Annotated in this window: 11 protein-coding genes; all 11 read right to left on the bottom strand. The window is 67.6% G+C overall.

The genetic code is table 11. The features are described from left to right. Positions 1–176 precede the first annotated feature (176 nt). Positions 177–926, bottom strand: a complete 750-nt coding sequence (locus tag ACWIGM_RS11210) for an ABC transporter ATP-binding protein (protein ID WP_454026015.1) — start codon at positions 924–926, stop codon at positions 177–179. Next, a complete protein-coding gene (locus ACWIGM_RS11205) occupies positions 919–1908 on the bottom strand; it encodes a branched-chain amino acid ABC transporter permease (RefSeq protein ID WP_454026014.1) in 990 nt (329 codons plus the stop codon). Before ACWIGM_RS11205 ends, ACWIGM_RS11210 begins: the two co-directional genes overlap by 8 nt. Continuing rightward, on the bottom strand, positions 1905–2831 hold the full coding sequence (locus tag ACWIGM_RS11200; protein WP_454026013.1) for a branched-chain amino acid ABC transporter permease: 927 nt from the start codon (positions 2829–2831) through the stop codon (positions 1905–1907). Before ACWIGM_RS11200 ends, ACWIGM_RS11205 begins: the two co-directional genes overlap by 4 nt. Positions 2832–3027: 196 nt before the next feature. Further along, positions 3028–4197, bottom strand: coding sequence for an ABC transporter substrate-binding protein (locus ACWIGM_RS11195; protein WP_454026012.1), 1170 nt, complete (start codon positions 4195–4197; stop codon positions 3028–3030). A 264-nt stretch (positions 4198–4461) separates the two neighbouring features. Then, the gene (locus tag ACWIGM_RS11190) at positions 4462–5535 is read right to left on the bottom strand and encodes a BMP family ABC transporter substrate-binding protein (RefSeq protein WP_454026011.1); all 1074 of its coding nucleotides are present in this window, start codon (positions 5533–5535) and stop codon (positions 4462–4464) included. A 32-nt stretch (positions 5536–5567) separates the two neighbouring features. After that, positions 5568–6491: an ABC transporter permease gene (locus ACWIGM_RS11185; protein WP_454026010.1), complete on the bottom strand. Its 924-nt coding sequence runs from the start codon at positions 6489–6491 to the stop codon at positions 5568–5570. Further along, positions 6488–7564: an ABC transporter permease gene (locus ACWIGM_RS11180; RefSeq protein WP_454026009.1), complete on the bottom strand. Its 1077-nt coding sequence runs from the start codon at positions 7562–7564 to the stop codon at positions 6488–6490. Before ACWIGM_RS11180 ends, ACWIGM_RS11185 begins: the two co-directional genes overlap by 4 nt. After that, entirely contained in the window at positions 7557–9116 is a 1560-nt protein-coding gene (locus ACWIGM_RS11175; protein ID WP_454026008.1) for an ABC transporter ATP-binding protein, read from the bottom strand. Before ACWIGM_RS11175 ends, ACWIGM_RS11180 begins: the two co-directional genes overlap by 8 nt. Continuing rightward, on the bottom strand, positions 9100–9966 hold the full coding sequence (gene xdhC, locus ACWIGM_RS11170) for a xanthine dehydrogenase accessory protein XdhC (RefSeq protein WP_454026007.1): 867 nt from the start codon (positions 9964–9966) through the stop codon (positions 9100–9102). Before xdhC ends, ACWIGM_RS11175 begins: the two co-directional genes overlap by 17 nt. Continuing rightward, positions 9963–12311: a xanthine dehydrogenase molybdopterin binding subunit gene (gene xdhB / locus ACWIGM_RS11165; protein WP_454026006.1), complete on the bottom strand. Its 2349-nt coding sequence runs from the start codon at positions 12309–12311 to the stop codon at positions 9963–9965. Before xdhB ends, xdhC begins: the two co-directional genes overlap by 4 nt. Continuing rightward, entirely contained in the window at positions 12304–13779 is a 1476-nt protein-coding gene (xdhA, locus tag ACWIGM_RS11160) for a xanthine dehydrogenase small subunit (RefSeq protein WP_454026005.1), read from the bottom strand. The genes xdhB and xdhA overlap by 8 nt, the downstream gene beginning before the upstream one ends. Positions 13780–13807 lie beyond the last annotated feature (28 nt).

Genomic DNA, 13807 nt, shown 5'->3' with positions numbered 1-13807 from the left:
CGACGCAGTCATTCCGGGGCGCGCCGCAGGCGCGAGCCCGGAACCCAGAACCGATGTCGCTTCCGTATATGGCGCGTCGGTCGCCGTGCCTTCCCGCATCCCGGCGTCGGTTCTGGGTTCCGGGCTCTTCGCTGCGCGAAGCCCCGGAAAGACGGCAAGGATCGAGAACATCAAGGCTAGCCCTCCTCGCCGAGATAGGCTTCGCGCACGGCCGGGTCGGCCCTGACGATGGCCGGGTCGCCCGAGGCGATGACGCGGCCATAGACCAGCACGCTGACCGTGTCGGCGAGCGCGAACACCGCCTCCATGTCATGCTCGACCAGCAGCATGGCGTAGCGCCCCTTCAGGCTCTTGAGCAGGGCGATCAGGCGCTCGCCTTCCTCTTTGCCGATACCGGCGAGCGGTTCGTCGAGCAGGATCGCCGCCGGCTCGAGCGCCAGCGCCATGGCGATCTCCAGCGCCCGCTTCTCGCCATGCGACAGGCTGCCGGCGGGGACATGGGCGCGCTCCGACAGGCCGACCGCATCCAGCGCGGCGCGGGCAGGGCGGTTGAGGCGCTCGTCGGTGGCGGCGTTGCGGAAGAAGGAGAGCGGGTGCGTCGTCTTGGCCTGCACGCCGAGCGCGACATTTTCCAGTGCCGAAAGCGAGGCGATGGTCGAGGTGATCTGGAAGGTCCGCGCCAGGCCGTGGCGGGCGCGCTTCTCGGCGTTGAACGCCGTGACGTCCTGGCCGCGGAAGCGGATCGTGCCGTCGTCCGGGGTCAGCATGCCGGAGATCTGGTGGACCAGCGTGGTCTTGCCGGCGCCGTTCGGGCCGATCAGCGCATGGAGTTCGCCGGGCGCGACGGCGAGGCTGACACCGTCGGTGACCTTCAGCGCGCCGAAGGACTTGCGCACGCCGTCGAGAACGAGGACCGGCTCAGCCATGGCGCGCACCCAGCTTGCGCAGCATCCCGACGATGCCGCCGCGGGTGAACAATACGAACAGGATGATCATCGGCCCGAAGATGACGCGCCAATGCTCGGTCAGATGCGAAAGCGCATCCTCGGCGATCAGATAGGCGATGGCGCCGATGATCGCGCCGTGCAGCGAGCCGACGCCGCCGAGCACCGCCATGAAGATCAGCTCGCCCGAGCGCTGCCAGGACATGAAGGCCGGGCTGACGAACTCGGTATGATTGGCGAGGAAGAAGCCGGAGAGGCCCGCCAGCATGCCGCTGATCACATAGGCGATGAGGCGCACGCGGGTGACGTCGAAGCCGGTGACACTGACCCTGGTCGGGTTTTCGCGCGCCGCCCGGAGCACCCGGCCGAAGCGCGAGGCGACGAGGCCGCGCACCAGCAGGTAGGCGCCCACCAGCGCGATCAGCACGCTGTAATAGAACGAGGTCCGGTTCGCGAACGGGCTGAAGCCGAGGAAGGTGCTCTTCTCGTAGAGCGTCAGCCCGTCATCGCCGCCATAGGCCGAGAGCGCTTGCGCCAGGAAATAGACCATCTGGCCGAAGGCGAGGGTGATCATGATGAAGGCGACGCCGCGCGTGCGCAGGCAGACCGCCCCGGTTATCGCGCCGAATAGCGCGCAGACGATGAGGATCACCGGCAGGATCACCAGTGCCTCGCTTCTGCCCTCGGTGATCATGATGCCGGTGACATAGGCACCGACGCCGAGGAAGGCGGCATGGCCGAAGGAGACGAGCCCGCCGACGCCGAGGATCAGGTCGAGCGAGAGCGCGGCGATGGCGAAGATCAGCGCCCGCGTCAGCAGAGCAAGCCAGCCGGCCGGCATGCCTATGGACACGGCGAGCGGCACCAGGGCGAGCAGCAGGAACAGGATGGCCGGCAGCAGGATTTTGGCGCGCTCGCGCGGCGGGGCGACGCTGGTTACCTCGGCTGTCGTCGTCGCGCTCATGTTCGGCCTCGCGCCGGCAGCAGGCCCTCAGGTCGCACGAACAGCACCACCGCCATCAGGAGATAGATCAGCATCGAGGACAGTGCCGCGCCGGTCGCCCGTGCCGAGGGCGCACTCATGAACAGCCGGAGCAGGTCGTTCATGAAGGAGCGGCCGAGCGTGTCGACGAGGCCGACGATCAGCGCCGCGACGAAGGCGCCGCGGATCGAGCCGATGCCGCCGATGACGATGACGACGAAGGCGAGGATCAGCACGGTGTCGCCCATTCCGGGCTCGACCGAGAGGATCGGAGCCGCCATCGCACCTGCAAAGCCCGCCAGCATGGTGCCGAAGGCAAAGACGATCATGAAGAGCTTGCGGATGTCGACGCCGAGCGCCGAGACCATCGGCGCATTGGAGGCGCCGGCGCGCAGCAGCATGCCGGTCCGCGTCTTCTCGACGATGAACCAGAGCAGGGCGCCAACCGCCAGCCCCGAGCCGATCAGCGCGAAGCGATAGGTCGGGTAGAGGATGCCGTCCATCAGCGCGACATTGCCGGTCAGGAAGGCCGGCAACGGCACGGAGAGAGGGGCCGCGCCCCAGATCATCTTGACGCCCTGGTTGAGCAAGAGGATCAGCCCGAAGGTCGCCAGCACCTGGTCGAGATGGTCGCGCTCGTAGAGATGGCGGAAGACCAGGAATTCGAGCGCGAGGCCGAAGACCAGCGCCGCCGCCAATGCCAGCACGAGGCCGAGCACGAAGGAGCCGGTCAGCGAAACGAAGGTCACGGCCAGATAGGCGCCGAGCATGTACTGCACGCCATGCGCCAGGTTGATGAAGTCCATCACGCCGAAGACCAGCGTCAGCCCTGCCGCCACCAGGAACAGCAGGATGCCGAACTGCAGCCCGTTCAGGATCTGGACGATGAGGAGGCCGGTGGTCATTGCTGGTTCGCGATCGGCTGTCCGGAAAAGCGCGGGGAACCCTCTCCTGTAAGGAGAGGGCAGGGTGAGGTGTAGGCCATCGGGCCAGCGCCGCGAGCGCTGACCGCGCGGTCAGGTTGAGGCCAATGATTTCGCTACGAACACCTCACCCCTACCCCTCTCCTTCCAGGAGAGGGGATCCCGAGGTTCAGCGGCCCTATTTGAGGGCGCAATCCTTCGCATGCGGATCGGCATAGTCCTCGAACACCTTCTGGGCGATCTCGGTCTGGAACTTGCCGTCGGCCCGCTTGGCGACCTTGACCAGGTAGAAGTCCTGGATCGGGTAGCCATTGGTGTTGAACTTGAACTTTCCGCGCAGCGAGGTGAAGTCGGCCTTCTTGATCGCGGCGCGCAGCTTGTCCTTGTCGGCGGTGCCGCCGGCGGCCTTGACCGCCGAGTCGATCAGCTGGGCTGCGTCGAAGGCCTGCTGGGCATAGGAGCCGGGCACGATCTTGTAGGCGGCTTCATAGGCCGAGACGAACTTCTTCGTCTGCGGGTTGTCCATGTTGGGCGCCCAGGTCATGCCGCCGAACATGCCGACCGCTGCGTCCTGCTGCGCCGGCAGGGTCGACTCGTCGACCGTGAAGGCGGAGAGGAACGGCACCTTGCCGGTGAGGCCGGCCTGCGACCACTGCTTGACGAAGTTGACGCCGAGGCCGCCGGGCAGGAAGGCGAAGACCACGTCCGGCTTGGCCGAGGCGATCTTGGCGAGCTCGGCCGAGAAGTCGAGCGCGGTCAGCGGGACATAGACCTCGTCGAGGACCTCGCCCTTGAAGTAGCGCTTGAAGCCGGCGAGCGAGTCCTTACCGGCCTGGTAGTTCGGCGCGATGATGTAGGCCTTCTTGTAGTTCTGGTCCTGCGCGTACTTGCCCAGCACCTCGTGGACCTGGTCGTTCTGATAGGAGGTCACGAAGAAGTTCTGGTGGCAGGCCTTGCCGGCCATGGTCGAGGGGCCTGCATTCGGGCTGATCAGGATCGCGCCGGAGTCCAGAACCGGCTTGGCGATCGCGCCGAGGATGTTCGAGAACACCGGGCCGACGACGAAGTCGACCTTGCCGCCCTCGACGAAGCTGCGGACCTTGCCGACCGCGACATCGGGCTTGAGCTCGTCGTCGATCACGGTGATCTGCACCGGCACGCCGCCGAGCTTGCCGCCGTTCTGGTCGACGGCGAGCTGGAAGCCGTCGCGAACCTGCTGGCCGAGCGAGGCCGCAGGCCCGGTCAGCACGCTGACCACGCCGATCTTCAAGGGTTCCTGCGCCTGGGCGGCGGAAAGCCCGAGTGCGAGCACACCGGCGCCGAGCGACAGAGTGAATTTGAGCGTCATGTCCGATGTCCTCCCGGGACGTGGCAGATGCGACCACCGGCGGGGTTCCCCATCCCTGTCCATGCGGCGTCGGCAGCCATATTGTTTCAAGCTTAAAATATCTGCAAGGGGGTTCCTGCGGGTAATTTTCGTGCGTGGGCAGAGAGCGTCATTCTCGGGCGAAGCGAAGCGCAGACCCGAGAATCTCTGGACGAGAAGGCACCAAGAAGAGCCTCCTCCGGCAAGAGATGCTCGGGGCGAGCCCGAGCATGACGCGTCCTTCGCTTATGCCTGCACGCCGTCGACGTACCAGTCCATCTTCGAGAGCATTTCGTCGCTGGCGGTCTCGCCGGCCTTGAGACGCAGCGTGCCCTTCTGGTCCTTGAGCTCGCCGGTGAAGGGGTGGAGCGTGCCGGCGATGATGCCCTTCTGCACCTCGTCCGCGGCGGCGCGCGCCGCCGGCGTGATGGCGTCGTTATAGGGCGCGAGCTTGACCATGCCTTCCTTGAGGCCGTGCCAGACGTCGCCGGTCTTCCAGGTGCCGTCCATCGCCTCCTTGACGCGCTTGATGTAGTAGCCCGACCAGTCGTCGACGATGGCCGAGAGATGCGCCTTCGGCGCGAAGGCCTTCATGTCCGACGCCTGGCCGAAGGCGAAGACGCCGCGCTGCTCGGCCGCCTGCAGCGGAGCGGCGGAATCGGTGTGCTGGGTGATCATGTCGGCGCCTTGGTCTATCAGCGCCTTGGCCGCGTCGGCCTCCTTGGCCGGGTCGTACCAGGTCGAGCACCAGATCACCTTGGTCTTGAAGTTGGGGTTCACCTTCTTCGCCGCGAGATGGAAGGCGTTGATGCCCATCACCACCTCGGGGATTGGGAAGGAGGCGACATAGCCAGCCTGGCCGGTCTTCGACATATGGCCGGCGATGGTGCCGATCGCGGCGCGGCCCTCATAGAAGCGGGCATTGTAGGTCGCGACGTTCTCGGCGCGCTGGTAGCCGGTCGCGTGCTCGAAGAAGATCTTCGGGAACTGCTTGGCGACCTGGATCGTCGGGTTCATGAAGCCGAACGAGGTAGTGAAGATCAGCTGGTTGCCGGCCTGGGCGAGCTGGCGGATGGCGCGCGCTGCGTCCGGGCCTTCGGCGACGTTCTCGATGAAGCTGGTCTTGATCTTGCTGCCGTAGTGCTTCTCCAGCGCGAGGCGGCCCTGGTCATGGGTCCAGGTGTAGCCATGGTCGCCGATCGGGCCGACATAGACGAAGCCGACGCCGAACGGCGCCTGGGCGCGCGCGCCAACCAGCGGCAGGGCCGAGCTCGCGGCAGCGCCGGCAAGAAGAGTGCGGCGGGTGATGATGGTCGACATGGTCGTATTCCCCGTTGTCGGTTGCGACGCCGTCAGGGCGCCGGGAAAGGCTTGCCGAGGCAGGCGGGCGCATCGCGTCCGCCGGTCCGTCCTCCTAGCGACATCATGGTCAGAACCACAATCGTCGCAAGGTAGGGGGTCATCGCCAGCACCTCGGGCGCGATGAAGCTGAGGCCTGCGGCCTTCGCCTGCAATTCGAAGGTCGCGACTGCGCCGAAGAGATAAGCGCCGATCAGTAGCCGGCCCGGCTTCCAGGCGGCGAAGACGACGAGGGCGAGCGCGATCCAGCCTCTGCCTGCGGTCAGCCGGTCGGCCCACATCGGTGTTAGCGCCAGCGAAAAATAAGCACCGCCGAGCCCGGCCAGCGCACCGCCGAAGGCGGTCGCAGCGGTGCGGATCGCCAGCACGCGATAACCGATTGCACGGGCGGAATCGGCGTTCTCACCGACGGCGCGCAGGATCAGCCCGGCCTTGGTCCGGCGCAGGAACAGGCTGACGGCAAGGACGAGCGCGAGCGAGAGGTAGACGATCGCGTCATGGCCAAAGACGAGGCGCAGCCAGGGATGCGCAGAGTAATCGGCCGGGAAGAGCGGGCCGAGGCGCTCGATCGTACGCCCGACGAAGCCGGCGCCGATCAGCGAGGAGGCGCCGATGCCGAAGATCGTCAGCGCGAGGCCCGTCGCGACCTGGTTGGAGCCGAGGCCGAGCGTCAGCAGCGCGAAGATCATAGCAGCCGCAACGCCCGCCAGCGTCGCCGCCAGCAGGCCGAGCGGGACGCTGCCGGTGGAATAGGCGACGGCGAAGCCCGCGACCGCTCCGCAGAGCATCATGCCTTCGACGCCGAGATTGAGGACGCCGGCCTTCTCGGTGACGAGCTCGCCGAGACCGGCGAGCAGGATCGGCGTCGCCGCGGCGGCGAGCGTCATGAAGATCGAGACGAGGATGGCGGCGGTCATGGCGCGCTCCTCGCCGGCCGCGCCTTCCAGGCGAGCCGCCAGCGCACCAGCACATCGGTCGCGAGCAGGAAGAACAGCAGCAGCGCCTGGAACATGCCGGTGGCGGCCGAAGGCAGGCGCACCGTGCTCTGGGCAATCTCGCCGCCGACATAGGTCACCGCCAGCACCAGCGCACCGAAGACGATGCCAACAGGCGAGAGCCGGCCGAGGAAAGCGACGATGATCGCGGTGAAGCCGTAGCCGACCGGGAATTGCGGCGTGAGCTGGCCGAACGGGCCGGCCGCCTCGAACAGCCCGGCGAGACCGGCAAGCCCGCCCCCAGTGAGCAGCGCCGCCCAGGTGACGCGGTTCGCATCGAAGCCGCCGTGGCGGGCGGCGGCCGGGGCGCGGCCGACGACGCGGACGGCATAGCCGGCGACGGTCTTGCTGATGACGAACCAGGCGATCAGCGCGAGCAGGATGGCGAGCGGCACGCCGAAATGGACGAGCGAGCCTTCCGCCACCGCCGGCAGCGTCTGGCTGGCGCTGAACATCTTGGTTTGCGGGAAGTTGAAACCGTCCGGGTCCTTCCACGGGCCGCGCACGAGATAGTACAGGAACTGCACCGCGACATAGGTCAGCATCAGGCTGGTCAGGATCTCACTGACCTGCAGGCGGACCTTGAGCAGGGCAGGGAGTGCCGCATAGGCCGCACCGCCCGCGATGCCGGCGAGCGCCATCGCGGGCAGGATCCACCAGCCGGTCATGTCATGCGTCAAAAGCGCGACGCCGGTGCCGGCGATCGCGCCCATGACGTATTGCCCCTCGGCACCTATGTTCCAGACATTGGCGCGAAAGCCGATGGCGAGGCCGATCGCGATCATGATCAGCGGCGCCGCCTTGACGCCGAGATCGGCCCAGCGCTGTGGCTCGATCAGCGGCGTGACGAAGATCGCCGTGACGGCGCGCAGGCCGTCATAGCCGATCGCGCCGAAGACCAGCATGCCGGTCAGCATGGTGAGTCCGATCGCGATCAGCGGGCTGAGGTACAGCATCGCCTTGCTGGGCTCGCGTCGGCGCCGCCACTCAAGCATGCGCCGGCTCCCCGGCATGGCTCTCGCCGTGGACGCCGCCCATCAGCAGGCCGATCTCTTCGAGCTTCAACCCGGCGACCGGCCGCGCCGGTGAGAGCCGGCCCTCATTGATGACGCAGAGCCGATCGGAGAGCTCGAGCAGTTCGTCGAGATCCTGCGAGATCACCACGATCGCCGAGCCCTGCGCGGCGAGATCGACAAGCGCCTGCCGGATCGCGGCGGCGGCGCCGGCATCGACGCCCCAGGTCGGCTGCGCCACGACCAGCACGTCGGGCTTCTGCCCGATCTCGCGGCCCATGATGAATTTCTGCAGATTGCCGCCCGAGAGCGAGCCTGCGAGAGCGCCCGGGCCGGTGGTGCGGACATCGAAGCGGGCGATGACCTCGCCGGCATAGCGCTCGACCGGCCCCTGTCGGATCAGCCCGGACGGCGCGAGCGGCAGGCGATGGCGCGCGGTCAGCACGACGTTCTCGGCAAGCGAGAACTCGGGCACGGCGGCATGGCCGTTGCGCTCTTCGGGCACGCAGGCGAGGCCGGCGGCGCGGCGCGCGCCGGCGCCTGAAAGACCGATCGGCTGGCCATCGAGCTTGATCGCATCGGCCCGGTCGGCGAGATGCTCGCCGGAGAGCGCCATCAGCAATTCGGCTTGGCCGTTGCCGGCGACGCCGGCGATGCCGAGGATCTCGCCGGCTTTCGCGGAGAAGGAGATGCCCTTCAGGCTGGTGCCGAAGGGCGGCTCGCCCGGCATGTCCAGGCGCTCGACACTGAGCCGCGCCGCGCCGGCCTTGCCGTCGCCCGGCGGCCGCTGGAGGTGTTTCAGCTCGGCGCCGATCATCAATTCGGCCATGTGCCGCGTCGTCTCCACGCGCGGATCGCAGGTCGCGACGACCTTGCCACCGCGCAGGATGGTGGCGGCCTCGCACAGCGCTTTGATCTCGTGCAGCTTGTGGCTGATGTAGAGGATCGAGCAGCCCTCGCTGGCGATCTGGCGCAGCGTCTCGAACAGGCGCTCGACCTCCTGCGGCGTCAGCACCGAGGTCGGCTCGTCCATGATCAGGAGCTTGGGCTTCTGCAGCAGGCAGCGCACGATCTCGATGCGCTGGCGCTCGCCGACCGAGAGCGTATGCACCTCGCGATCCGGATCGAGCGGCAGCGAATAGCTGTCGAGGATCGCCTTGATCCGCGCCTTCAGCTCCTCGGCCGGCATCGTCTCGTCGAGGCCGAGCGCGATGTTCTCCAGCACGGTCATGCCGTCGAACAGCGAGAAATGCTGGAAGACCATGCCGATGCCGAGCTTGCGGGCGGCCTTGGGCGAGGCGATCTCGACCGGCCGGCCATCGAAGCTGATCTGCCCCTCGTCGGCGCGCTGCACGCCGTAGATGATCTTGACCAGGGTCGACTTGCCGGCGCCGTTCTCGCCGAGCAGGGCGTGGATCTCGCCGGGGCGGACGGACAGGCTGATGTCCTGGTTGGCCTTCACGCCCGGAAAGCTCTTCGAGAGATGCGCGAGCGCCAGGCGCGAAGGTGCCGTCGGGTCAGGCGGCTGCGTCATGACGGTTCCGTGCCCTCGCGCGTCCCGTGGCGGACCTCCCCGCGAGGGCCGCCTTCTCGCCAAGCAAGCAACGCACCAGCTCGGCACTCGTCAAGGCGGCGATCACCTCCGGGCGCTTGTCATGCACATCCGATCCACCGATCGGGCAGGTGAGGAGCACCAACGCCTTGCTTCCGGGGTGCCGGCGGCGGAAGCTCGCCTCGAAGCGGGCGCGCTTGGTGGCGGAGCCGATCATGCCGACATAAGCCGCATCGCCGCGCAGCAGAGCCGCCTCGGCCAGGCAGTAATCGAGCGCGTGGCTGTGGGTCAGGACGACGAAGGCCGAGCCGGACCGGGCGGCGGCCAGCGCGGTCTCGGGGTCGTCGAGCTGCAGGCAGGAGATGGTCGCCGGCACCTCGTCGAACTGGCCAGGCCTATCGTCGATCAGGGTTGCTGCGACCGGCAGTAAAGCGAGGCTGCGTGCCAGCGCCTTGCCGGTATGGCCGGCACCGAAGATCAGAACCTGCGGGCGTTCGGCCGCCGCTTTCGCCTCGTCGTGCTTGAGCGCTTCGAGATGGGCGGCGGTCGCCGGCTCCATCGCCACCCGCACCCGCCCGCCGCAGCACTGGCCCATTTGCGGGCCGAGCGGGATGTCGATCAACTGCTGCGGGCCGTTGCTGTCGAGCAGGACGCGGGCGAGGTCGATGCAGTGGAATTCGAGCTGGCCGCCGCCGATGGTGCCGGCGCTGCCACGGGCGCTGACGATCATCGTCGCGCCGGCCTCGCGCGGGGTCGAGCCTTGCGCCTCCGCAATGCGGACGATGACGGCGCCTGCGGCAAGGCTGCTGGCGAGGAAAGCGGCTGGAGTCATCGCGCCGCCTCCGCCAGAGCCCGCACCCGCTCGACTGCATCGAGCACCCGCTCCGGCGTCGCCGGCGCATCGAGCTGCGGGCAGAAGCGGTGATCGCCGACGCTCGCCACTGCATCGGAGAGTGCGTGCAACACGCTGATCGCCAGCATCAACGGGGGCTCGCCGACCGCCTTGGAGCGGTGGATGGTGTGCTCGCGATTGGGCGCCTTCTCCAAGAGCGCGACATTGAAGATGCGCGGCCGGTCGGAGGCGACCGGGATCTTGTAGGTCGATGGTGCGTGCGTCTTGAGCCGCCCCTTCTCGTCCCAGACCAGTTCCTCGGTGGTCAGCCAGCCCATGCCCTGGATGAAGCCGCCCTCGATCTGGCCCTTGTCGATCGCCGGGTTCAGCGAGTTGCCGCAGTCGTGCAGGATGTCGACCCGCTCGACCTTGTACTCGCCGGTCAGCGTGTCGATCGCGACCTCTGCCGCCGCTGCGCCATAAGCGAAGTAATAGAACGGGTGGCCTTTGCCTGCCTTGCGGTCCCAGTGGATTTTTGGCGTCGCGTAGAAGCCGGTGGCCGAGAGCTGGACGCGCGCCATATAGGCTGCCTTGACCAGCTCGACGAAGCCGATCTCGCGCGCGCCGACCTGCACCCTGCCGGGCAGGAAGGCGATCGCCTCCGGCTTTTCCTGCCAGTGCTTGCAGGCGAAGGCGATGAGCCGTTGCTTGATCGTCTCGCAGGCGTCGAGCGCCGCCATGCCGTTCAGGTCGGAGCCGGAGGAGGCGGCGGTGGCCGAGGTGTTGGGCACCTTGCCGGTCGTCGTCGCTGTGATCTTGATCCGCTCCAGCCCGATGCCGAAGGCCTGCGCCACCACCTGCGCCACCTTCTGGTAGAGCCCCTGGCCCATTTCGGTGCCGCCATGGTTCAGCGCTACCGTGCCGTCCGTGTAGACATGCACCAGCGCGCCGGCTTGATTGTACCAGGTCGCGGTGAAGGATATCCCGAACTTGACCGGCGTCAGCGCGATCCCGCGCTTGATCACCGGGCTTGTCCTGTTGAAGGCGCGGATTGCTTCCCGGCGGGCGCGATAGTCGCAGGCATGTGCGAGGTCGTCGATCACCTCGGCGGCGATCATGTCCTCGACCGGCTGGTGATAGGGCGTGATCTCGCGGCCTGCGCCGCCATAGAGATTGCGCTTTCTCACCTCCAGCGGGTCGAGCCCGGTGGCGTAGGCGACCTCCTCGATGAAGCGCTCGGCCCCGACCATGCCTTGCGGCCCGCCGAAGCCGCGGAAGGCGGTGTTCGAGACCGTATGCGTGCGCAAGGGCTCGGAGCGGGCCTGCACCGCCGGGTAGAAATAGCAATTGTCCATGTGGAACAACGCCCTGTCCGTCACCGGGCCGGAGAGGTCGGCGTTCCAGCCGCAGCGCGCCGCATAGACCGCATCTACCGCATGGATGCGGCCCTCGTCGTCGAAGCCGATCTCGTAGTCGACGACGAAGTCGTGGCGCTTGCCGGTGATGACCATGTCGTCGTCGCGGTCAGGCCGCAGCTTCACCGGCCGCTTCAGCTTGCGGGCGGCGAGCGCGGCGACGCAGGCGAAGAGATTGGCCTGCGTCTCCTTGCCGCCAAAGCCGCCGCCCATGCGCCGGACCTCGATCGTGACCGCATGCGCGCCGACGCCGAGCACGTTGGCGACCATGTGCTGGACCTCGCTCGGATGCTGGGTCGAGCACAGCACCAGCATGTCCTGGTCCTCGCCAGGAATGGCGAGCGAAATCTGGCTTTCGAGGTAGAAATGGTCCTGCCCGCCGATCGCCATCGATCCCTTCAGCCGGCGCGGGCTGGCGGCGAGGGCAGTGGCGACATCGCCGCGCTCGAGCTTCAGCGGCTCGGTGACCAGCTCGGATCCAGCAGCGCGGGCGGCGGCGACGTCGAGCAGGGGAGGCGCTTCGTCATAGGTCGCCTTGGCCAGCAAAGCGGCATGGCGGGCCTGCTCGCGGGTTTCTGCGACGACCGCGAAAAGCGGCTGGCCGTGATGCAGGATGTCCGTCGTCGCGAAGACCGGCTCGTCGTGCTTGTGCGTCGAGGAGATGTCGTTCTCGCCGGGGATGTCGGTCGCGGTGAGGACCGCGAGTACACCCGTCGCGGCTTCGACCGCCGAAAGGTCGAGCGAGAGCAGCTTGCCATGCGCGATGGTCGAGAGGCCGAAGCAGGCATGGGCGAGGCCGGCGGGTTCGGCGATGTCGTCGACATAGAGGGCTTCACCGGCGACATGCTTCTCTGCGGAATCGTGCTTTAGCGGCGAGCCGACGATCGGCCGCGTCTCCATGGCATCGAGCCGTTTGCGCGCGTCAGCCATGAGCGGCCTCCGCCAGCAGGCCGGCAACGCGGGTCGGGGTTTCCGGAGCGGTCGTTTCGATCAGGAAGCGCCGCAGCAGGTTGCCGGCGACCTTGAGTCGATAGCTGGCCGAGGCCCGCATATCGGTCAGCGGCGTGAAATCCTCGGCCAGCGCGGCGATTGCGGCAGCGACGGCTGTGTCGTCCCAGGAGCGGCCGAGCAAGGCCGCTTCCGCCGCCTCCGCCCGCTTCGGGATGCCAGCCATGCCGCCATAGGCGAGCCGCGCCTCGCTAATCCGACCGGCTGCGTCGCGCTCCAGATAGAACGCCCCGCACACTGCGGAAATGTCCTCGTCGAAGCGCTTCGAGATCTTGGAGATGTGCAAGAGCGCACCTGCAGCCAGCTTCGGCACCAGCACGGTCTCGACGAATTCGCCCGGTTGCCGGTCCTGCTTGCGGTAGTCGAGGAAGAAGGCTTCGAGCGGGATTTCGCGACGCTCGCTGCCCTTGCGCAGCACCAGTGTCGCGCCGAGCGCGATCAGCGCCGGCGGCAGGTCGCCGATGGGCGAGCCATTGGCGATGTTGCCGCCGATCGTGCCGGCATTGCGCACCTGCTCGCCGCCGAAGCGGCGTATCATCTCGTCAAGCTGCGGCGAGATGGCCGCCAATGCCTCGCGCACCGCGATCTGGTTGGCCATAGCGCCGAGGCGAAGGTGATCACCTTCGTCCGAGATCGCGCGCAACGCGTCGATCCGGCCGAGGTAGATCACCGGATCGAGGCGGCGCATGCCCTTGGTGACCCAGAGTCCGACATCGGTCGCCCCGGCTACGAGCGTCGCTTGCGGATGGGTGCTGACGAGTTCGGCCAGCGCCTCGACGGTGGCGGGAGCATAGAAATGGCGTTCGCCATCGCCGATCGAGATCGTCTCGCCATCCGCGAGCGCCTTCAGCCGAGCGAGGATCGTGGGCATCCCAGCGACGAAGCGATCCTGGTCGCGCTCGGCCGCATCCATGCGCTGCGCCGCCGCGATGATCGGCTCGTAGCCGGTGCAGCGGCAGAGGTTCCCTGCGAGCGCATCCTCGATACGCTGCACCGATGGCGACCGTTCGTTCAGCCAAAGCGCGAGCAGCGACATCACGAAGCCCGGCGTGCAGAAGCCGCATTGCGAGCCATGGCAGTCGACCATCGCCTGCTGCACCGGGTGAAGCGCGCCGTCCGGGCTTCTCAGATGCTCGACGGTCAGGACATGGCAGCCGTCCAGCGTCGGCAGGAACCGGATGCAAGCATTGATCGCCTCATAGCGCAGTCGGTCGCCATCGAGCCGGCCGACGACGATGGTGCAGGCGCCGCAATCGCCTTCGGCGCAGCCTTCCTTGGTGCCGCTGCGGCGCCGGTCAAGCCTGAGCCAGTCGAGCACGGTGCGGGTCGGATCGCAGGATGCGATCTCGATCAGCTCGTCGCCGAGCAGGAAACACACGCTCTCACGCATGGCGGTCGTGCCGCTCGCAAATCGGAGT

This window comes from Allobosea sp. NPDC055332 (genome assembly GCF_053645455.1).
The sequence above is the reverse complement of the archived record's forward strand: the minus strand, read 5'-3'. Positions and strand labels throughout refer to the sequence as shown.

What these genes read in the sequence shown, in the direction of transcription:
- ACWIGM_RS11185 (WP_454026010.1), bottom strand. Translation starts at nt 6,491, where the DNA reads ATGACCGCCGCCATCCTCGTCTCGATCTTCATGACGCTCGCCGCCGCG.
- ACWIGM_RS11180 (WP_454026009.1), bottom strand. Translation starts at nt 7,564, where the DNA reads ATGCTTGAGTGGCGGCGCCGACGCGAGCCCAGCAAGGCGATGCTGTAC.
- xdhB (WP_454026006.1), bottom strand. Translation starts at nt 12,311, where the DNA reads ATGGCTGACGCGCGCAAACGGCTCGATGCCATGGAGACGCGGCCGATC.
- ACWIGM_RS11210 (WP_454026015.1), bottom strand. Translation starts at nt 926, where the DNA reads ATGGCTGAGCCGGTCCTCGTTCTCGACGGCGTGCGCAAGTCCTTCGGC.
- xdhA (WP_454026005.1), bottom strand. Translation starts at nt 13,779, where the DNA reads ATGCGTGAGAGCGTGTGTTTCCTGCTCGGCGACGAGCTGATCGAGATC.
- ACWIGM_RS11195 (WP_454026012.1), bottom strand. Translation starts at nt 4,197, where the DNA reads ATGACGCTCAAATTCACTCTGTCGCTCGGCGCCGGTGTGCTCGCACTC.
- ACWIGM_RS11200 (WP_454026013.1), bottom strand. Translation starts at nt 2,831, where the DNA reads ATGACCACCGGCCTCCTCATCGTCCAGATCCTGAACGGGCTGCAGTTC.
- xdhC (WP_454026007.1), bottom strand. Translation starts at nt 9,966, where the DNA reads ATGACTCCAGCCGCTTTCCTCGCCAGCAGCCTTGCCGCAGGCGCCGTC.
- ACWIGM_RS11175 (WP_454026008.1), bottom strand. Translation starts at nt 9,116, where the DNA reads ATGACGCAGCCGCCTGACCCGACGGCACCTTCGCGCCTGGCGCTCGCG.
- ACWIGM_RS11205 (WP_454026014.1), bottom strand. Translation starts at nt 1,908, where the DNA reads ATGAGCGCGACGACGACAGCCGAGGTAACCAGCGTCGCCCCGCCGCGC.
- ACWIGM_RS11190 (WP_454026011.1), bottom strand. Translation starts at nt 5,535, where the DNA reads ATGTCGACCATCATCACCCGCCGCACTCTTCTTGCCGGCGCTGCCGCG.